This window comes from Solibacillus sp. FSL R5-0691, from assembly GCF_037974225.1.
Taxonomy (GTDB): Bacteria; Bacillota; Bacilli; order Bacillales_A; family Planococcaceae; genus Solibacillus.
On record NZ_CP150231.1, the window covers coordinates 1,383,884 to 1,404,402 of the forward strand.

At 38.3% G+C, this 20,519-nt stretch carries 21 protein-coding genes; 15 read left to right on the top strand and 6 right to left on the bottom strand.

The window, feature by feature from the left end; translation table 11 throughout:
* Nucleotides 1–183: 183 nt before the first annotated feature.
* The 3 genes from MKY51_RS06710 (at nt 184) to MKY51_RS06720 (ending at nt 2,561) form a co-directional block, all read left to right on the top strand.
* Nucleotides 184–711, top strand: coding sequence for a YceI family protein (locus MKY51_RS06710; RefSeq protein ID WP_339176069.1), 528 nt, complete (start codon nt 184–186; stop codon nt 709–711).
* Between the two features lie 197 nt (nt 712–908).
* Nucleotides 909–1,502, top strand: a complete 594-nt coding sequence (locus MKY51_RS06715; RefSeq protein WP_339176070.1) for an NADPH-dependent FMN reductase — start codon at nt 909–911, stop codon at nt 1,500–1,502.
* A gap of 120 nt (nt 1,503–1,622) precedes the next feature.
* Nucleotides 1,623–2,561, top strand: a complete 939-nt coding sequence (locus MKY51_RS06720; protein ID WP_339176071.1) for a ring-cleaving dioxygenase — start codon at nt 1,623–1,625, stop codon at nt 2,559–2,561.
* Nucleotides 2,562–2,612: 51 nt separating this feature from the next.
* On the opposite strand, the gene MKY51_RS06725 is transcribed toward MKY51_RS06720, so the two are convergent.
* Nucleotides 2,613–3,128: a GNAT family N-acetyltransferase gene (locus MKY51_RS06725; protein WP_339176072.1), complete on the bottom strand. Its 516-nt coding sequence runs from the start codon at nt 3,126–3,128 to the stop codon at nt 2,613–2,615.
* Nucleotides 3,129–3,229: 101 nt separating this feature from the next.
* Here MKY51_RS06725 and MKY51_RS06730 point away from each other — a divergent pair, with 101 nt between their 5' ends.
* From MKY51_RS06730 to MKY51_RS06740, 3 genes are all read left to right on the top strand, one after another.
* On the top strand, nt 3,230–4,558 hold the full coding sequence (locus tag MKY51_RS06730; protein ID WP_339176073.1) for an amidohydrolase family protein: 1,329 nt from the start codon (nt 3,230–3,232) through the stop codon (nt 4,556–4,558).
* A 115-nt stretch (nt 4,559–4,673) separates the two neighbouring features.
* Nucleotides 4,674–5,153: a DUF2243 domain-containing protein gene (locus tag MKY51_RS06735; RefSeq protein ID WP_339176074.1), complete on the top strand. Its 480-nt coding sequence runs from the start codon at nt 4,674–4,676 to the stop codon at nt 5,151–5,153.
* A gap of 34 nt (nt 5,154–5,187) precedes the next feature.
* A complete protein-coding gene (locus MKY51_RS06740) occupies nt 5,188–5,997 on the top strand; it encodes a cytochrome c oxidase assembly protein (RefSeq protein WP_339176076.1) in 810 nt (269 codons plus the stop codon).
* Between the two features lie 76 nt (nt 5,998–6,073).
* On the opposite strand, the gene MKY51_RS06745 is transcribed toward MKY51_RS06740, so the two are convergent.
* On the bottom strand, nt 6,074–7,612 hold the full coding sequence (locus tag MKY51_RS06745) for a BCCT family transporter (protein ID WP_339176077.1): 1,539 nt from the start codon (nt 7,610–7,612) through the stop codon (nt 6,074–6,076).
* A 223-nt stretch (nt 7,613–7,835) separates the two neighbouring features.
* Here MKY51_RS06745 and MKY51_RS06750 point away from each other — a divergent pair, with 223 nt between their 5' ends.
* From MKY51_RS06750 to MKY51_RS06765, 4 genes are read left to right on the top strand one after another with little or no spacing between them, the layout of a single operon-like run.
* The gene (locus tag MKY51_RS06750; RefSeq protein ID WP_339176078.1) at nt 7,836–9,362 is read left to right on the top strand and encodes a spore germination protein; all 1,527 of its coding nucleotides are present in this window, start codon (nt 7,836–7,838) and stop codon (nt 9,360–9,362) included.
* Nucleotides 9,359–10,405 carry a GerAB/ArcD/ProY family transporter gene (locus MKY51_RS06755; protein ID WP_339176079.1) on the top strand — a complete coding sequence of 349 codons (1,047 nt, stop codon included), beginning with the start codon at nt 9,359–9,361 and terminating at the stop codon, nt 10,403–10,405. Before MKY51_RS06750 ends, MKY51_RS06755 begins: the two co-directional genes overlap by 4 nt.
* A 17-nt stretch (nt 10,406–10,422) precedes the next feature.
* The gene (locus MKY51_RS06760) at nt 10,423–11,442 is read left to right on the top strand and encodes a Ger(x)C family spore germination protein (protein WP_339176583.1); all 1,020 of its coding nucleotides are present in this window, start codon (nt 10,423–10,425) and stop codon (nt 11,440–11,442) included.
* A 43-nt stretch (nt 11,443–11,485) separates the two neighbouring features.
* Nucleotides 11,486–12,322, top strand: a complete 837-nt coding sequence (locus MKY51_RS06765) for an MBL fold metallo-hydrolase (protein ID WP_339176081.1) — start codon at nt 11,486–11,488, stop codon at nt 12,320–12,322.
* Between the two features lie 83 nt (nt 12,323–12,405).
* On the opposite strand, the gene MKY51_RS06770 is transcribed toward MKY51_RS06765, so the two are convergent.
* Nucleotides 12,406–13,263 carry a manganese catalase family protein gene (locus MKY51_RS06770; protein WP_339176082.1) on the bottom strand — a complete coding sequence of 286 codons (858 nt, stop codon included), beginning with the start codon at nt 13,261–13,263 and terminating at the stop codon, nt 12,406–12,408.
* A gap of 256 nt (nt 13,264–13,519) precedes the next feature.
* On the opposite strand from MKY51_RS06770, the gene MKY51_RS06775 reads away from it, so the two are divergent.
* Nucleotides 13,520–15,514: a catalase gene (locus MKY51_RS06775; RefSeq protein WP_339176083.1), complete on the top strand. Its 1,995-nt coding sequence runs from the start codon at nt 13,520–13,522 to the stop codon at nt 15,512–15,514.
* Between the two features lie 177 nt (nt 15,515–15,691).
* Here the strand turns inward: MKY51_RS06775 and MKY51_RS06780 are convergent, their stop codons facing one another.
* The 3 genes from MKY51_RS06780 to MKY51_RS06790 are packed head-to-tail and all read right to left on the bottom strand — an operon-like array spanning nt 15,692 to nt 17,848.
* The gene (locus tag MKY51_RS06780) at nt 15,692–17,260 is read right to left on the bottom strand and encodes an IS66 family transposase (protein WP_339176084.1); all 1,569 of its coding nucleotides are present in this window, start codon (nt 17,258–17,260) and stop codon (nt 15,692–15,694) included.
* A 50-nt stretch (nt 17,261–17,310) separates the two neighbouring features.
* A complete protein-coding gene (gene tnpB / locus MKY51_RS06785) occupies nt 17,311–17,664 on the bottom strand; it encodes an IS66 family insertion sequence element accessory protein TnpB (protein ID WP_339176085.1) in 354 nt (117 codons plus the stop codon).
* Nucleotides 17,654–17,848 carry a hypothetical protein gene (locus tag MKY51_RS06790; protein WP_339176087.1) on the bottom strand — a complete coding sequence of 65 codons (195 nt, stop codon included), beginning with the start codon at nt 17,846–17,848 and terminating at the stop codon, nt 17,654–17,656. The genes tnpB and MKY51_RS06790 overlap by 11 nt, the downstream gene beginning before the upstream one ends.
* A 530-nt stretch (nt 17,849–18,378) precedes the next feature.
* On the opposite strand from MKY51_RS06790, the gene MKY51_RS06795 reads away from it, so the two are divergent.
* From MKY51_RS06795 to MKY51_RS06810, 4 genes are all read left to right on the top strand, one after another.
* The gene (locus MKY51_RS06795) at nt 18,379–19,434 is read left to right on the top strand and encodes a hypothetical protein (protein WP_339176088.1); all 1,056 of its coding nucleotides are present in this window, start codon (nt 18,379–18,381) and stop codon (nt 19,432–19,434) included.
* 203 nt (nt 19,435–19,637) lie between these two features.
* Nucleotides 19,638–19,856, top strand: coding sequence for a helix-turn-helix transcriptional regulator (locus MKY51_RS06800; RefSeq protein ID WP_339176089.1), 219 nt, complete (start codon nt 19,638–19,640; stop codon nt 19,854–19,856).
* A complete protein-coding gene (locus MKY51_RS06805) occupies nt 19,853–20,215 on the top strand; it encodes a hypothetical protein (RefSeq protein WP_339176090.1) in 363 nt (120 codons plus the stop codon). Before MKY51_RS06800 ends, MKY51_RS06805 begins: the two co-directional genes overlap by 4 nt.
* A gap of 13 nt (nt 20,216–20,228) precedes the next feature.
* Nucleotides 20,229–20,507 (top strand): DUF3784 domain-containing protein, encoded by a 279-nt coding sequence (locus MKY51_RS06810; RefSeq protein ID WP_339176092.1) that lies wholly within the window; start codon nt 20,229–20,231, stop codon nt 20,505–20,507.
* The last annotated feature ends 12 nt before the right edge of the window (nt 20,508–20,519 follow it).

Below are 20,519 nucleotides of genomic sequence, written 5' to 3' on the forward strand. Positions count from 1 at the left end.
GGGATTTTTCTTATCGAAGGCTATAAAAAAAGGTATAAGCAGAACAAGAAAATAAATTTTTAATTTGTTGTTGACCTTTATTAATACACATGATATATTTATCTCAAGTTCGAGATATCTGGTTTCGGAATTTTATTTTGAGTATATATCTTGAAATCGAGATAAATTGGAGGAAAATATAAAATGACAACATTTACAGTAGATCAAACACACTCAACAATCGGATTTGAAGTTAAACACATGATGGTATCAAAAGTTAAAGGTCAATTCAATCAATATTCAGCAAACGTGGAAGCGGCAGACTTAACGGATTTAACTACTGCATCAATCAACTTTGAACTGGATGTAGCAAGCATTAATACGAACAATGAAGATCGCGATAACCACTTGAAATCAGCGGACTTCTTCAGTACTGATGAGTTTGGGAAAATCACGTTTACAGCAACAAACATTGAAAAAGATGGCGATGACTACAAAGTGACTGGTGACTTAACAATTAAAGATGTAACAAAACCGGTTACATTTGAAGTTGAATACGGTGGTAAAGGTACGAATCCATGGGGCGTTGAAGTATACGGTTTTGAAGCCGAAACTAAAATCAACCGTGAAGATTTCGGTTTAACATGGAATGCAGCTTTAGAAACAGGCGGCGTACTAGTAGGAAAAGATATTAAAATCAAAGTAGAGTTAGAATTAAACCCTGCTGCTTAATATTGAAAGAACTGCAAGGATAAATTGTCAGTAATAAGGCAATAATGATTTACGTTACTGATACGAATGCATAAAAGTACCAAATTAAGACTTGAGGCAAATACTTCAATTATTTGTATTCATGCCTATATCCATCTATAAAAGCCTCAAGTATTAGTTGATATCTTGAATTCAAGATAATTGAAGGAGTGTAAGAAATGGGATTCATCAGTAAACTATTTGGAACTAAGAAAGCGGAGGAAAACAAAGTGGAAAAACTAAACATCGGTATCATTTTAGGATCAACTCGTGAAGGTCGTGTAAGCCCTCAAGTCGGTGCATGGGTGAAAGAAATCGCAGATAAACGCGGCGATGCGAACTATACAATTATTGATATTGCGGATTTCAAATTGCCATTATTAGGAGAGCCAGGCGGGGATGCATCAGGTGCTGCAGGCTGGTCTGAAGCAATTGCAAAACAAGATGGTTTTGTATTCATTGTTCAAGAATATAACCATTCAATTACGGGCGCACTTAAAAATGCTTTAGACTACTTGCGTGAGGAGTGGAACAATAAAGCTGCAGGTATCGTATCTTACGGTTCTGTTGGTGGCGCACGTGCTACTGAGCATTTACGCGGTATTTTAGGTGAATTACTTGTTGCGGATGTACGTGTACACCCAGCATTATCATTATTCACTGATTTCGAAAATGGTACTACTTTCAAACCGAAAGATGTACAGGCTGATTCAGTAAACCAAATGCTGGACCAAGTAATTCCATGGTCAAAAGCATTAAAAACAATTCGTTAATCGATAATCAACAATCTGGCACATGTGACTGCATGTGCCAGATTTATTACATAAAAATTGGACAGAGTGTTTTATCAAATGGAACGCTGTGTTCAGTTTTTACGAATGGAGGAAATGAATATGAAAAAACGTACATCGGGTATTCATCACATTACAGCAATCGTCGGTCATCCTCAGGAAAATGTCGATTTCTATGCGGGAGTTCTTGGGTTACGTCTTGTAAAGAAAACAGTCAATTTTGATGACCCAGGAACATATCATTTATATTTCGGGAATGAAGGCGGTGAGCCGGGAACAATTATTACGTTCTTCCCTTGGCCTGCAGCATATAAAGGCAGCATCGGCGACGGTCAGGTTGGCGTGACGACATATGTTGTACCAGTGGGAGCATTGGGTTTTTGGAAAGATCGCTTAACAAAATTAAATATATTATATAATGAAGTAACTAGATTTGGAGAGAGCTATTTACGTTTTGATGATCCACATGGTCTGCATCTCGAAATTGTCGAACGTGATGGAGGTTCTCCAAATGGCTGGACGTTTGGAGGAATACCTGCTGATGTCGCAATTAAAGGATTTGGCGGGGCAATTTTATATTCATCACAGCCGGAAGAAACAATCCGTACATTAGTTGACGTGATGGGACTTGAAGAGATTGGCCGCGAAGGAGATTTTGTGCGACTAAAAGCAACAGCATCTATCGGCAATATCGTGGACGTCAAAATGTCAGTCGGTAATCGCGGAACGATGGGGGTAGGAACGGTACATCATATTGCATGGCGTGCTAATGATGATCAAGACCATAAAGAATGGCAGCAATACGCGATGGATAAAGGTCAGCATGTAACGGACATAAAAGATCGAAATTATTTCAATGCCATCTATTTCCGTGAGGCAGGAGAAATTTTATTTGAAATTGCGACAGATCCTCCAGGATTTGCGCATGATGAAACGCCTGAAACAATGGGCGAGCAGCTAAAGTTGCCGGTACAATATGAAGACTACCGTGAACGATTGGAAAACTCACTGTTTCCAATTAAGGTTAGAGCGCTAGATTAATAGTGAAACAATGAAGAGGGGTTGCTCATTTTTGAGTAGCCCCTTTTTAAATTAAAGTAATTTTGACATATACAGTTCATTAACATAATGACCGTCAATCAGTAAAGAATTTCTTTTCACTCCTTCTACTTCAAACCCCATTTTCTTATAAAGATGTACTGCTTGTTCATTATGCTCAATGACCGTTAACTCCAGACGGTGGAGCTGTGACTCTTTTGCCCATTGAATCACATAGTCGAACAAAGCAGTACCAATTCCTTTACCGCGACTTTTACTATGTACCCCGACAGCAATTTGTGCCCTATGAGAAGTACGGGATAACGTTTCCGCTTTTAATAAGAGATAACCTAATATTTCATCGTCATGCTCTGCGATAAAGAAGCCAGATGTAGGGGATTGGTTTATGGATTGAATTAACTTGCACAAAGAAGCTGGTGCCAAGTTTCGTTCATCAGGTGCATAGAGCATATATCCCGACTGTTCTGCATCTTTCATCACTGCGAGTATTTGTGAAGCATCATTTTCATTCGCTTTTCTAATTGTCATTTTTTCGTCGACTGTATCCATCAAAGTCACCTCATTCTTATTGTAATAAAATTATATCATTTCCAGAATATTTAAATTAAACTAAAATTTATTAAGAAATAAAAAAGTAAAGGGGACTGGAAATGAAACTATTAAAAAACGGTTTTGTAGTAAATATGGAAACAGGGGATTTTACGAGACAGGATGTGTATATTGAAAATAATAAAATAGTAAAAGTAGCACCTAATCTTCAATTGGATCATGTTGAAGTAATGGATTGTACGGATAAATGGCTAATTCCGGGATTGATTGATATGCATGTCCATATCAAAAAGCACTTTGCCAACTACTTTACAGCAGCGGGTATTACAACGGTTCGCAATACTGCGGGGAGCATTATTGAATTAAAACCATTTATTGATGCGAATGGAAGCGAAATGGAGCCTCGTGTTATTTCAGCAGATCGAATGATTGATGGTCCCCCAGGCTTGTGGGGAGATGATACGGCCTATAATATCAATGTCGACAATGCAGATCTTGCAAGACAGGAAGTAGCGCGGCAAATAGAACTGGGTACACATTTTATTAAAGTTTACGGCTGGCTTGATCCTGAATATATGAAAGTAGTAGTAGAAGAAGCGCGCAAACATAATCTAGAAGTAAGCAGTGATATTATCTATTCCAAAAAAGTGGATGCACTTCTTGCAGCGGATATAGGGATTGATTGGCTGGAACATTGCTCCGGTATTATTCAAGCGATGTACCCGCAGTGGACAATGGATGCACCGAAAGAAATCTGGGATACAATTCCGTGGGATCAGCCTAATGAGGAGTTGATAACAAACATATGTAAACAATTGTTGAAAAAAGATATAAAGCTTTGTCCGACAATCGTATTATACGATCAGATGCGATTAGCAGACCAATATTGGACAATTAATCATGAAATTGTTGATCATATGGAGAACAGTGACTACTTATTTAAACACTGGCCACAAGCTGCACATGCAAAACAAGGCCAGGCTACGTTAGGTATTCAAACGAAAACCATTCAAAAAATCGCTTATACCTATTATAAAATGGGTGGGACTGTCGTGACAGGCACAGATACGCCCGCAGGAATCTATACATATCCGGGCTTTGCATTGCACCGTGAGCTTCAGCTTTTTGTTGATGCCGGATTTACACCAGTAGAGGCACTTCAGCAAGCTACCATTAATGCAGCGAAAGCTTTGAAAATAGCGGACTTAGGCGATATAAAAGAAGGTTTTATAGCGGACTTATTAGTATTGAATGAAAATCCCCTTATCCATATAGAAAATACAATGAAAATTGATCAGATAGTCAAGGATGGGGAAATGTATACAATCCCTGAGCTGCTTGGAAATATCCCGACCGAGCAAGAAATGAATGATTATATAAGTGAATTGATTAAAACGTTCGAACAGCAAGGATTATATGCAGGAAATTAATAGCAATCAGGTTTAATCAATAAGGTAAGAGGGGAACTTCTATTATCGAATATGTTGTGTTGTATTTGGAGAGATTAAATGTAAGTTATTACACGTAAAGGGGCTCTGAATGTACATGAAAAATAACAACGAGATAGAAGTTTCGCGCCGGAACATGTGGTCAGGCATCTTGTTTGGCGTCGGTCTGATTGCTTTTATTGACGAAACTGTTTTCCATCAGCTGTTAAGGTGGCATCATTTCTACGACAAATCGACAACGGATATCGGGTTAATTTCCGATGGTATTTTTCATGCTTTTAGCTGGTTTGCTACAATAGCAGGATTGTTTTTATTTGCGGATCTGCGTCGGAGAAATGGCCTGATCTTTCAACGCTGGCTTGGTGGCGTATTATTAGGAATTGGTGTATTTCAATTGTATGACGGCATCATTCAACATAAATGGATGCGAATTCACCAAATCCGGTACGTTGACAATGTCATTGTATACGATATTGTGTGGAATGTCGGTGCACTAATCATTTTACTCATCGGAATTTTTCTATTATTCCGCACATCAAAAAACAGTACTCTAAAAGAGAAGAATGCAAATGAATAGCCTATACTTACTGCACAACCATGGACAGAGTGCTATGAACCATTCAGTATCTGGAATAAATCCTCAATTATTGCTCGGGTTTTTCTTCATATTTTTGCTGGTAGCCTATATAACAGCTGTCATCATAACAAATCAGCGATATAAAAAATGGCCCATTTTCCGTACCGTTTGTTGGACAATCGGTATGGTTGTTGCACTTGTAGCAGTTGTCGGTCCGTTGGCAAACAGTGCACATTCCAACTTTACAGCACATATGGTGAGCCACTTACTATTAAGTATGGTTGCACCAATTTTTATGGCAGTTGCCAAACCGGTGACTTTGACGCTCAGAACTGCAAACACAACGTTCGCACGCAAGCTGACTTCCATTTTAAAAAGTCGCTTGCTACAATTCGTTTCGCATCCGATTACTGCCGCAATTTTAAATGTAGGAGGACTTTGGTTATTATACACAACGAATTTGTTTGTTTTAATGCATGAAAATGCGCTATTTGCTTTGTTTGTACATTTGCATTTTTTCATCGCAGGGTATGTGTTTACAATTTCCATTATTTATTTCGATCCGGTCTACCATCAATATTCTTACCGATTCCGCGCGGCAGTTTTAATCATCGCAATCGCCGGGCACGATATATTGTCGAAGTATATGTACGCCAATCCACCAGCGGGAATTTCGCAGCAAGAGGCGGAAATGGGAAGCATGGTCATGTATTATGCAGGGGATTGGATTGAAGTAGCGCTCATTATTATTTTCTGCTGGCAATGGTATAAATCAACGAAGCCACGCAAAAGTACTAGAGATAGGTTTAATAGTGAGCAACCGTTTGCAGTAGAAGGGAAATAGGTGTACATTCGATTTTCCCAAAGTATATTACAAAAACAAAGCGCCGCATATTTGCGGCGCTTTTCTTATGGGTGAGCTAAATATCCTTTTTCTGACCATTCGAGGCATGCTGTTTTTTCGGCCGAATATAGAGACCTAATTTTTTCCTCTCGGCCATTAACGATTTGTAGAGCGAGAGAATCATCAGCAAAATGATAAACGAGAACGGGAAAGCAACAATTATGGCGGCATTCTGCAGGGCGGACAGACCGCCTGAGAACAGAAGGCTTGCCGCAATAGCCGCCTGTAAAATTCCCCATACCAACTTGATTTTAAATGAAGGATTCATTGAGCCGAATGTTGTTTGCATACCAAGTACGAATGTCGCAGAATCGGCTGAAGTAATGAAGAAATTCATGATGAGTAACATCGCGACAATGGATAATATAAACCCGAGTGGCATTTGATCGAATACACCGAATAACACTTGTTCTGTCGGCAAATCAATAAGAGTTTCATCTTTCTTGATATACGTATCAATTGCTGTTGTCCCAAACGTTGCAAACCAGAAAATACTGACAAGTGTCGGCGCTAAAATAACACCCATTAAAAATTCCCGGATAGTTCTTCCTTTTGAAATACGGGCAATGAAAATACCGACAAATGGCGACCAAGACATCCACCATGCCCAATAGAAAATCGTCCAGCCATTAATCCAATCACGGCTTCCGACATCTCCCGGTTCCATCCGTAAGCTCATTTGAACGAAATTTTGCAGATAATTGCCTAGACCTGATGTGAAATCATTCATAATGGATACGGTAGGACCAATGAATAATGTTAATAGTAATAAACCAGCCGCTAAATATAGATTCCCATTACTTAAAATCTGGATTCCTTTATCAAGACCGGTAGAAGCAGAAATAATAAACAATACAGTTACAATTGCAATAATGATTAGTTGGACAGTGAAGTTTATTGGTAAGTCGAATAAATAAGCAAGTCCGCCATTTATTTGCTGTGCTCCTAAGCCAAGTGTTGTGGCAACCCCGACTACGGTAGCGAAGACCGCTATTATATTAATAATGTGGCCAAGGGGACCTTTTGTTTTTTCCCCTAAAAGAGGATATAATGTGGAGCTGATTAAACCTGGTGCGCCCTTTCGGAAATTGAAATAGGCTAATGCTAATGCCACTACTCCATATATTGCCCAAGCAGAAATTCCCCAATGGAAATATGTGTACCGAAATGCATCTTTTAAAGCTTGCTGTGAACCTTCAGGAGCCTCTGGAGAACTAATAGCAAAATGGGATAATGGCTCTGCAGCACCCCAGAATACCAGTCCAATACCCATACCCGCACTAAATAGCATCGCGAACCACGATGCGTTGCTATATTCAGGACGATCAGTCGGTTTACCTAGTCGAATAGCCCCGACTGGACTTAAAATAAGGAATACACAAAATGCAATAATGATTGCAACTACTAATAAATAATACCAGCCAAAATTATAAGTAAGTAAATTTTGAATGTTTTTGGTGACATTTTCTAATGTTTGTGGAGCAATTACTCCGACAAGAACTGCCAGCATTACTAAAGTAAATGAGCCCCAAAAAACGATGCCTACTTTTTTCAATTAAATAACCTCCGTTCAGTAACATATAAATGTATATCCCTATTTAAAAAAAATAAACATTTAATTTCCTGCTATGGAATAGACGAGAAATAGTATTTTAAAAAAGGAGCCCTGTTACTTTGCAGTTTTCCTTCCTTTATTTTACCCAGATTTCCCGAATTTAACTAAAGTGAATAACTCTTTTATAAACTTCCTATACTGTGACAAAAAGGGGGGAGTCGTCTTGACACAAACTATTGATATAAAGCTGGAAATTAAACGACTTAATAAGCAATTCCTCCATTCTTCAGACTTTATTGCAAAAGAAATTCAACTTGGGCGAGAAGAAAATGTCATTTTATGCTACTATTCATCGCTTGTGAATAAAACCGATGTAGAACAGAACCTTGTAAATCTGAAAAAGTTGAGTGAATCCTCATCACAGAATAACCAAAATTCAAAGCAGAACTCTAATCAATCTGTTATAAATCAATCTGAAAAAAATAGTGAAAATAATCAGGATTCTAGTACGCAAAATCAACAGTTAGCTAATGAAGAAACTATCACAATTACTACAGAAAAATATGATGAGCAAAAACTTGTTGATTATGTATGTAATGGTGAGACTTTAATTATTCTATTACAGTCTAAACAGATGATTCGATTACAAAATGCGGAATTTGCGCATAAATCACCTGAAGAACCTGAAAATGAACAAGTATTGAGAGGTTCGCATGAAGGTTTGGTTGAAAATTTGGATGTAAATATTCAACTGATCCGAAAACGGATTAAGAACAATAAACTCGTTGTTAAAACAATTCAACTTGGTAATGAAACAAGAACAACGGTTTATTACTTTTACGTAGAAAATGTGGTGGACAGTGAGGCACTTAAAATCGTAGAGAACCGCTTGAATGCAATCGATATTGATATGCTTTACAGCACGGGTCAGTTAGAGGAATATTTAGATGACCAAGTATGGTCACCGTTTCCGCAACTTTTGCTTACAGAACGTCCAGACCGTGTAGTAGCCAATATTCTGGAAGGTAAAATAGCGGTAATGAGCGATTTGTCGAATAACGCAATCATTGGACCGGTTACATTCTTTTCATTTTATCAAACACCGGATGATTTCAACTCCCGTGTAGTCGTCGGCACATTTTACCGGTTGACACGATTGTTCGGTTTCGTATCCGCCATTTTTTTGCCAGCTTTTTATATTGCGATTGTAAGTTTTCATTTTGAAGTGCTCCCGCTAGAACTTGCAAATAAGGTGAAGACGGATATAAACCAGATTCCATACAGACCACTTATTGAAGCGATGATTATGGAAATAACGATTGAGTTGATTCGTGAAGCCAGTGTCCGCCTGCCGAAGTCAATTGGACAGACAATTGGTATTGTTGGAGGTCTTGTAATTGGTGATGCCATTGTAAGTGCGGGGCTCGTCTCAAATTTAATGGTAATTGTTGTAGCATTTACAGCGATATCGAGCTTTGTAGTACCTTCAATTGAACTTAATACGACGATACGGACGCTTCGTTTCCCGTTCATGTTTTTAGCTTCGCTCTTTGGGTTTTTTGGAATTGTAATCGGCACATTTTTATTAGTTATTCATTTATTAAATTTGAGTTCATTAAAACGTCCTTATTTTTCACCGATTATCCCATTTGATCCAGTAGCAATGCGAAAAGTTTTTTTCCGTGGCCCATATTATGGAGCGAACAGACAGGCTCGAAGCTTTAAATCGAAAAGGAATGATAGGGAATGACAATCCAGTTAACAAAGGTGCAATTATTTCTGTTAATGTTTGTAATGCAAACTGGATTTGTCTATACATCATTTCAAAATATGGTTATTGAACATAGCAAACGTGATGCTACGATTCAGTTTCTTGTTGTAGCGGTCATTTTTTTCATGCAGTTATTGTTTTTTGAACGTATGCACAAATACTTTTTCTTGAATAAGTTTACAAAAGCATTGTACCTCATTTACTGGACAAGCTATATTATTGTGTTTGTCGTGTACATTACGTATGTTTTAACGACTTGGGTTTTTCCAAACACACCAGAAAGTGTTCTGATTGCAATATTTTTATCCGTTTGCCTGTATGCAAGTATTAGCAGGCCAGAAACAGCAATCAATATTGGCGTCGTTTTAATTCCGATGTTATTACTGTTTTTATTGTTTATGTTTTTAACAGTGAAAAATTTAAGTGTAACAAATTTACTGCCTTTTTTTTATGATCGTTCTAATACTTGGTTCATGGGATTCATTTTCAGTACGTATGCATTTGGCGGTGCTGAAATGTATATCGTTCTACGCAAATATTTAGCTAAAAGTGAAAAAATGCCGAAAAAGGCGCTGGCTATTTACTTTATTATATTAACAAGCTTTTACTTACTTTCAATTACTTTTACGTTGATGTTTTTTTCTTTGGAAGAATTAAAACTTATTCCTGAACCAATTCTCTATATATTACATTCGGTCGAAGTAACATTTGTGAAAAGGCTCGATCTATTTTTTGTTTACATTTGGCTTTCTTGGTCTTTAGTGACCATCGTCAATTACGTACTTGTCATAAGAGTGGTCTATTTTGAAAACAAAATTAAATATCCGAAAGTAAAACTTCTTATTTTTTTCATTGTTGTGGGAGGCACGGCAAATGTTATGATCAGGTTTTCCATACTGGAATTTTTAAAACAAAATTTAGTTTATGGGGTTATTGCTTTTTCATTTTTATTGCCAATTCTCATCATAGTTATCAATAAGCTAAGGGGGCGGACTGTATCCGATTCGGTAAAATCATCTTAATAGTTGTTACTCTTTTACTGGCAGGTTGTTGGGATGAGAGGCTTTATAAGAATTCATCCGTTGTGTCGCTTACAGGTTTTGAAGGTGAAATAGGAAAGCTAACTGCCTATTATGCCTATCCGGAAGCTACAACAACAGAAATGAAAACGGTGATTATTACAGGGAAGGGTGTGTCACCGCGTGATGTAAGGCAGGATGCAGAACTAAATGTCGAACAGACAATGGATTTATCGGTATTATCAACGATTCTGATTTCTGAAAAGACAGCAGAAGATGATATTTACAATTATTTGGATGGATACTTTCGGGATTCGAATAGTCCAATTACTTCAAAATTAGCCATTGTTCAAGGGGACTTAAAACCATTTTTTGAAGTAAGTGAAGATAAGCAAAGTACAGCAGGAGAGTATTATGATCGCTTTATTACAAGCTTGGAAGAAAATTCCATGGTCATCCCATACACATTGCAAACAGCTTCTACTATAATTTTTGAAAATGCCCAAGACCTGGCCTTGCCGTATTTAAAGATGGGAGAAGAGAAACATCCTAAGGCAGAAGGACTCGCTCTATTTTCCGGGCGCTCCTTTACCGGAAAAATTTTGACTATTGACGAAGGCGTTCTATTAAATATTTTAAATGATTCTCTTGGATTTGCTACGCGCATCTCTTATTTATATGAAGACAGTCCAGTAACAGTAAGGATAAATAAATCGAAACGTAAACTGAATATATCCGAAGATAAAATTGAAATCCCTCTAAAACTGGAATTTATACTTTCTGAATTTCCAAAAGATAATTTAGATAAAAAGAATAAGAGATTAGAGCTTGAAAAATTTCTGCAAGATGAAATCGAAAAAGATATGAAGGAAGTAATCAAAAAATTACAGGAGGCAAAGTGCGATGCAATCGGAATTGGACGACAGGTAAGAGCATTTCATCCGAAATGGTTTAATGAAGATTGGGGTGAACATTTTTCAACGTTGGATATTTCCCCAAAAGTAGATGTAGAAATAGTTAAAACGGGTATATTGGAATAACTGTACAGTATTTCAATAATTTTATTGTGAAGGGGTGTCCATTTTGGATAAAAAAATGAATTACGGTGATGACTATAAATTTATACCTGCTACATCTGTTCATAGTGGTGTAAGTGAAGAGGTATTGTCCGATTTATACGTTCATACAATTCAAATTGCAAATATTGTTTTCTATAGCAGTCCGGATCAAAACGGGTTTGTATTAATTGATGCCGGGATGCCGAAGAGCGCCAAAGAAATAATAGATGTGGCGGAAAAAAGATATGGTAAAACAACAAAACCGGATGCCATTATTTTGACACACGGTCATTTTGATCATGTCGGAGCTATCATTGAACTTGTTGACTATTGGCAGGTACCGGTTTTCGCGCATAAGCTGGAACTGCCTTATTTAACAGGCTTAAAAGATTATCCAGAGCCTGATCCAAGTGTTGACAACGGGTTAGTTGCCAAAATGTCGCCGATGTTCCCGAATGAAGCAATCGATTTAGGAGAATCTGTCCAGGAACTTCCGTCAGATGGATCCGTTCCTTTCATGGAAGACTTTAAATGGATTCATACTCCGGGTCATACACCTGGCCATGTTTCGTTATTTAGAGAGCGCGACGGAGCACTTATTGCAGGGGATGCATTTGTTACGGTCAAACAGGAATCTTTATATAAAGTGTTTACTCAGGAAAAAGAAGTGAACGGACCACCGAAATATTTGACACCGGACTGGACTGCCGCGTTTGATTCGGTAAAAAAACTGGCAGCATTAAATCCTTCTGTAGCGATTACAGGTCATGGGGTGCCAATGAGCGGAGTTGAGCTAAGCGAGGGGCTGCGTAAACTCGTCGATAATTTTGATCAAATCGCAATGCCAAAAAATAAGAAATAGGGAATAAAAAAATCATCCGTTTACTCAGCCATGAAGTAAACGGATGATTTTTGAATTGTAGAGGGTCGGTTTAAATACAGCTATTAATTATTTAAATCATATAACCCAGGGCTATGCTCATTTGGCATATCCGGCATTAACGGTACAGGGAAACCTTCTGGGGGCGGTGTCACTTGATATTGTCCGCCATTTCGGCTTGGGGATTGTCCATGTAAAATTTCACCGATTCTAGTCGGGTCCAGGCGGAAGTTAAATTGACAGTTGTGGTAACCCATATCAATAAATTTCTGGCACTCAGGGTATTTGTTAATATCATAGTTCGGTACGGGGAATAGTTTGCCCCAGTTCACACCTAATGTTTCGAGTGCTTTGGCAAAAGCATTTTGATGGGCGTTATCGCGAACGATTAAAAATGCGAGTGTTTCCCGGAACGTTTGGTTTGAGCTCATCTCATAAATACGAGTCTTTTGCAGGACACCTGTCGATTCCAATACGAGGTTATTCAGTAAATCGGCAATGAGGTTACCATGTGAGTAGACCCATGATCCGTTCCATGGATTGCCTGCTGCATCAACAGGCAATGATGCTTGTGCGCCCATAATAAAATGGTGGGGATTTGCATGGCGAACTGCTTCATCCAATGGTGATTGGTCCATCCCATTATTGCCTGGAGCAGAAGACTCTCCGGACCCGTTCAAAAGCTGGTTGATCGTATTTTGAACAAGCTCGACATGGGCAATTTCTTCTAAGAAAATCCCGCGCAGCAAATCTCTAAATTGAGTTTCTTTACCCCGGAAATTCGAGCTTTGGAAGAAAAATTGCATCATTGTCCGCATTTCCCCGTAATGTCCACCTAAAATTTCCTGTAAAACGCGGGCAGCTGCCGGATCTGGCTTGTCCGGTTTAATAATATTGATCAGTTCTTCTTTGTAGTAATACATATTTTCCCTCATTTCTTTTGGTATTTCATAAAGAATGTATTTTTCACATCCTTTTGAAAGTATTATGTTCAATTCAAAGGAAGACATGCCAATTTTGTAATTATTAAATTGAGAAGGTACTAACTTTTAAGATTTAAATTTTAAGATTATATTTTATAGGACTACTTTTCGGAAAACAGGGTAGAAAAGTAACAGAGATGGTTGAGTATAACTAATCTTGTGGAACTTGCTATTTTTGGAACGAGGAGGATGTAAATTGGAAAACAACAATAAAAAAGTCGAACAATTAAAACAGTTTACAACAAAGGATGAAGGTCAGCCGCTAACAACGAATCATGGATTAAAGTTAACGAATGACGAGCATTCATTAACGATAGGTGAACGTGGCCCAACAATAATGGAGGACTTTCATTTTCGTGAAAAAATGACCCATTTTGACCATGAACGTATTCCGGAACGAGTTGTACATGCTCGAGGTTCAGGGGCACACGGGGTATTTGAAAGTTATGGCGATGCATCAGATATTACGATGGCTCACTTTTTAGGAGAGAAAGGTCGTCAAACACCTGTCTTTGTTCGATTTTCAACAGTAGCAGGCTCACGAGGTTCAGCAGAAACAGTTCGTGATGTACGAGGATTTGCGACGAAGTTTTATACTGAAGAAGGGAATTACGATTTAGTAGGGAACAATATTCCGATTTTCTTCATTCAGGATGCAATTAAATTCCCGGATTTAATCCATGCCGTTAAACCGGAACCACATAATGAAATTCCTCAAGCGCAAAGTGCCCATGATACATTTTGGGATTTTGTCGTAAGCAACGAAGAGACGGCACATATGACAATGTGGAAAATGTCTGATCGAGCGATTCCAAGAAGTTTCCGTACGATGGAAGGATTTGGAGTCAATACATTCCGTTTTGTCAACGCCAAAGGAGAAGCCCACTTCGTAAAATTCCATTGGAAACCTGTATTCGGTGCACATTCTTTAGTATGGGATGAAGCTCAAAAAATTGCTGGTAAAGATCCGGACTATAACCGCCGAGACCTTTACGACAATATTGAAGCCGGAAATTATCCAGAGTATGAACTTGCTGTGCAGTTAATTGCACAAGAAGATGAGTTCAAATTTGATTTCGATATTTTAGATCCGACAAAAATTTGGCCGGAAGAGTTGATTCCGCTTCGCAAACTCGGAAAAATGACATTGAATCGAAATACGGATAACTTCTTTGCAGAAACGGAACAGATCGCATTCCATGTAGGACATGTTGTACCTGGAATTGATTTTTCAAACGATCCTTTATTGCAAGGCCGTTTATTTTCATACACAGATACGCAACTAATTCGATTAGGCGGGCCAAACTTCCATGAACTGCCGATCAATCGCCCTGTATGTCCATTCCATAATAACCAGCGTGATGGCTATGGTCGAATGACGATCAATAAAGGTCGTGTTGCATACGGGAAAAACAGTTTGCAAAACAATACACCGCATGTAGTGACACAAAAAGAAGGCGGCTATGCACATTACCAGGAAAAAATCGAAGGACGAAAAGTACGTGCCCGAAGCTTATCATTTGAAGATCATTACAGCCAAGCGCGTCAATTCTGGTTGAGCCAAACTGATGTGGAAAAGCAGCATATTATTAATGCTTTCAGTTTTGAACTGGGGAAAGTAGAAACAATCGAAATCCGCAAAGCAGCAGTCGATATGTTTGCTCGTGTCGACCGTGCAATGGCTGAGCAAATTGCGCAAAATATCGGTGTTACGCCACCAGATGAATCGATCCAGCAAGTTGCCGATCAACAGCCTTCTGATGCTGTGAGTATCCTAAAAAATCAGGTACCATTCTTAAAATCAAAAAAAGTCGGTATTATTGTTAATACTCACAGCAATTTGGAAGAACTGGTAACTCCATTAGAAAACGAAGGGGTTACAGTTGAGTTGATCAGCGATAAGCAAGGAAGAATCGGTGAGCGTGAAATCGACCATACGCTGGAAACGGCTGATCCTGTACTTTATGATGGTTTGATTGTTGCCGCAACTTTCGATAGTGTTGTACCGAAACGTAAAGTACAACGATTTGCTGATGAAATTTTCAACCATTATAAAGCATTAGGCTATGCTTCAGCTGAACTTTTAGATAAAGACTATGCGCACGCACCTGGTGTCGTAGCAGGTATTACAGAATTTGTAGAAGCATTGAAAAAAGGCCGCCACTTTGACCGAACAGATGCAACGGGTTGATTTTTCAGAATCTGAGAAGGCATTTTATTAGAAAAGTCCGGGCACATATTAGAAAAATTGGGCAGGATATTCGAACATTCTCGTGCTTTATTTGTAAGCCCGAAATATAAAAAAACGCACCTTTACGGCACGCATGACGAATAGCCCTTCTATCCAGATTTTTTTTGGGATAGAGGGCTATTTTGCGCAGGTTGCCTGAATGTTTTTGGACCAAGGCATGTACTGCTTAATGATTTTTGGATTTTGGTAGATATTTTGGTTGGGCAACTCCGTGAACAGCTTGACCAAATATTTATAGAAGTCAATGCCGTTTGCTTTGGCAGTTTCGGCAAGACTCAGACAGATCGCATTGGCTTCGGCTCCTGCTTCACTTGTAGAGAAAAGCCAGTTTTTTCGACCGATGACACTTGGGCGAATCGCATTTTCTGCCGGATTATTATCAATCTCTAGTCTGCCATCATCTAAAAATGCTTTTAAACCTGCAGCACGGTTCAATGTATATTCGGCTGCTTTTGCTAATGCGTTTTTACCGAAAAACGGGGAGGTTTCAATCCAGTTAAAGAATTCTTCCAAAATCGGTTTCGATTCTTTTTGGCGCGCTTTTTCACGTTTGCGTGGTGACAGGTGTTTGAACTTCCGTTCCAATCGATATAAGCGATCACAGAAATCAACCCCTTTTTTGCCATGCTTACTAACGGCTTTTAGCCAATAGCGACGGACATGTGCCCAACAGTTAGCGAACGTTATATTGTCGAGCTTGCCATAAGCGGAATATCCGTCGCAAATAATCGTGCCTTTGAAATCGGTTGTCAGTTGATCCAGCACCGTACGGCTCCGAGATAAGGCATGGTGGAAAAGTACGATGACCGGTCCTTCGACAGGCAGGCTACGACGGACCCAATTATAAGCAGTCGATTGAGGTGACTTTCCATCGGTGCGATGGAGCACCTGTGCCGTCGTTTCATCAAAATGCATGAACGATTTATGGTTCATCACCATTTCCAGATACTGATACACAGGATACAGCCACTCTTTGGTTCCACGGATGACCCAATTGGATAAGTTTTTATCGTTGGTCATGAGTCCGCTTCTCGCCCATTCTTTTACCTGACGATACAGTGGGAGGTATTGGACATATTTATCGTAGATAACTTTTGCTAATACACTAGGTCCTGCAAGGCTACGTAAAAGTATCGGGTTAGGAGCTTTCCCGCGTTTAATTTGCGCTTTTTGAGTGATGTCCTTTTTACAGGACCTACACTCATAAGCGGATTCAAAATGCCGAATCCGCTTCATGGTAGCTGGAATGAACTTTGCTTCTTCACGTACAAGGGTAGTACCGGCTTCTGCCATTGTCCCTCGGCAACAGTCACATTGAATGTTGTCTGGTCGATGATGAATTTCTTCGATTTCTACGTGATCGAGGAAAGAATCATTCCGCTTCTTTTTATGTAATTTACGAACAACCGTATACGTCACGCTGTCCGTGCTTTGTTCTTCTGTATGCTCAGGTTCGCTAAAAAACAGATCATCTTCAAATAAAGAACCTTGTCCATCCGGTGCCTGGTACTTTGATTTTTCGGATTTTGAGCCGAATAAAGCTTTCGTCAGCTGGCGAATTTGTTCAGAGAGAACTTTATTTTGAGCCAACGACTGGTCCAGTTTGATTGAAAGTTCTTCATTTTGTTTCTTCATATAGGCTAATTGTTCTTCGAGTACTTGGACTAGGCGTTCTTGTTGTTCCATCTCATCATTTCACCACGTTTCATTCATTAAATGCTATGGAAATTATAGCACTAAAATAGACTGCGTCTAGCTTTTTTTATAGATTGTGATTGTACGATGGATAAACCTTCTAATAACCAGCGAAGTTCCTGCTGTGTAAGTTGCTGCACTTCATTTTCATTCCGTGGCCATTTCAGACGCCCGTTATCAATTCGCTTATAAAGCAGGGCGAAGCCATCCCCGTCAAAATAGAGACATTTATAACGGTCTTTCTGTCTTCCGCAAAACAAAAAAATAGAGTCACTGTACGGATCTAGGTTATAGGAATCCTGAACGAGTGTGGCGAGCCCATCAATGCCATTTCGCATATCCGTTTTCCCGCAGATAATATAGATATTTTCAACGGTTGTAAAATCATGCTTCAAATAGATGCAGCTCCTTTACTATCGTTCGAACAACCGATTCATCAATCCCTTTGTAAAATTGAATTTCCTTCTCCTGGGCTTTTATGATACAGATTGGCTCAGGGCTAGAGTTAGTGGGCACCTCTTGAAAATCTTCTAGCGGCTCTAACTTAACTGGAATGATATTGAGTTTTGGACGAGACAATGAAAAGCACCTCCTAATAAGTTGATAGGTTCATCATACTAGGAGGCAGATCGGTCTTATATGCGTGGTTTGATTGGGGGCTTACCTTTATTTGAATAATTGAAGCACTTATTAGAATAAAGAGGCGTTTTATTAGAACATCACACTTTTATTAGAAGATTTTTGAGGATATTAGAACAATGGGGCAACTTATTAGAAAATCAGCCTCATTGTAATGGAAACCTTATCACAATACAGAAAAAACATTTTTCTCATTTGAGAAAAATGTTTTTTTATGGAAATAAGTTTTAATCAATATCTATTTTCCTACACATTTTCTGAAAAATGAATATTTGGAATAATAAAATATCGTAATAATAGTATGATATAATATACAAATTGTAGTTAATTTTATAAAGGAAGGGGGGACAACTAGGGAGAAATCGAAAAAAGGCTATAATAATCGAAAAATTCGATATGGGGAATATAGCTTTAGTAATTATTTTAAGAAAATACATATTGATCGAAGGATTAAAAGGGGAGTTAGACGTGTGAAAAATATATTGAAAATTGCAAGCGCTTTTATTGGCGTGATTGTAGGGGCAGGGTTCGCATCAGGACAAGAAATACTGCAGTACTTTACAAGCTTTGGAATACTCGGGATATTCGGAGCTATTTTATCAACGGCCCTGTTTTCAGGCATTGGTATGCTGTTAGTATGGCTTGGCAGTTATACAAAAACGACATCACATAAAGACGCTATATACCGAATTAGTGGCCGATATATAGGAACTGTCATCGATTTCATTCTTATTTTTACATTGTTTGGTGTAGGTGTCGTAATGCTGGCTGGAGCCGGTTCGAACTTAAATCAGCAGTTCGACTTACCAGTCTTTGTGGGTACGACCCTTATGACAATACTCGTTTTATTAACAGGATTTTTGAAAGTAAATCGCGTTGTTGCCATTATAGGAAGCATTACGCCGGTTCTCATTATTTTTGTCGTATTTATTGCAATTTATAGTTTTATAACGATGAATGGCACTTTTACATCGTTAAACGATGTAGCACAAGCAACTCCAACTACACTGCCAAACTGGTTTATTTCCAGTATTAATTACGTCTCATTTAATGTCGCAGTTGGAGCTTCAATGTCAATAGTGATGGGCGGAGCAGAAAAAAATCCAAAAACAGCAGCAATAGGCGGATTGGTTGGAGGACTAATTTTAGGAGTTCTCATTCTATTAATTCATTTAGCCATTTTCTCGAAAATTGAAGAAGTTGGTGCATTGGACATGCCAATGCTAGGAATTGTTAGTAACTTATCGCCAATATTAGGTATTATCATGTCAATAGTTATTTTCTGTATGATTTATAATACAGCGGTTGGAATGTTCTTTTCTTTCTCAGCACGTTTCGCGGAATCAGGGACACAGAAATTTAAAACATTCTTTACGATTACAATGATTGTTGGTTATTTGGCAAGTTTCGTAGGCTTTACCGGCCTCGTTAGTTATTTCTATCCACTAATCGGTTATCTGGGGATTATTCTTATACTTGCTTTAGTGGCGGCACCCTTTATTATTAAGAAACAAGAAGCAAAATAATTTAGAAGCATTATTAAAGCTACCATCTTCTTATTTTAGGGATGGTAGCTTTTTGTAATTATAAATTGCATAAGATGTCATATATAATTGACTAAGGTAATATATATGTTACAATTTAATTGTAAGTAAATTTTTTCCTAATTGCAAATTGACAACAAATCCAACATCGTGACATCAAAATTTTAGGGAGGAGGCTTTTCAAAGTGAAAGATGTGCAAATAAATAACTGTGTGAAATTACGAAGAACTGAATTGGGCAATTTAACACAAAGTGATTTAGCTAAGCAAGTTGGTGTCACAAGACAGACGATGAACTTAATCGAAGCACAAAAGTATAATCCTACAATTAAAGTTTGCTTGTTGATTGCAAATGCACTGGATACTTCTATTGAAAAATTGTTTTGGATGGAGGAAGAACTATGAAAAAGACATTCACCTATATCCCGGTTCTTTGCTGTATTGGTGTAATTTTATTTATTGAAAGTACATTATTGAAATGGATTTTGCTAGTAGGAATCGGTTGCTTAATGGTTTTAGCAAAGTATAGGAGAAGTAAATTAATGAACGACGAATTCGAATTTGATGATCGTGTAAATGCAAATATTACTAAATGGTCATTGCGAAGCATGTTCATTTTAAATACAATGCTCATAATGATTTTAGTTATTGGCAGCCAAGGGGTTTTGGAATGGGCGATAAATATAGAATGGATTTTGATATATTTAATCGTTACGCTTTGCATTCCTTTCTATATTGTTCCAGCTGTAATAAAAAACTTTTAGGGGGGATCGGGAAATGGAAATGAACTTGGTTATAATTGGCGTAATATTTTTAGTGCTTGGTTATTTAGTCGGTGTTAAAAAGTTAACTTGGCTACTAGCAGGGTATAATGAAAAGCGGGTAAAAGACAAAAATAAATTGGCCGTACTTGTCGGTGGAACATTTGCTTTACTAGGTATAGGGATTGTCATAAGCGGATTTGCAGGTGTACAACAAGCAGAAACGGTTATGTTTGTGGCAATAGGTATCATTTTGCTTGAGTTGGTTTATGTTAACGCAAAAATGGTGGAATAAAATTAATACCCG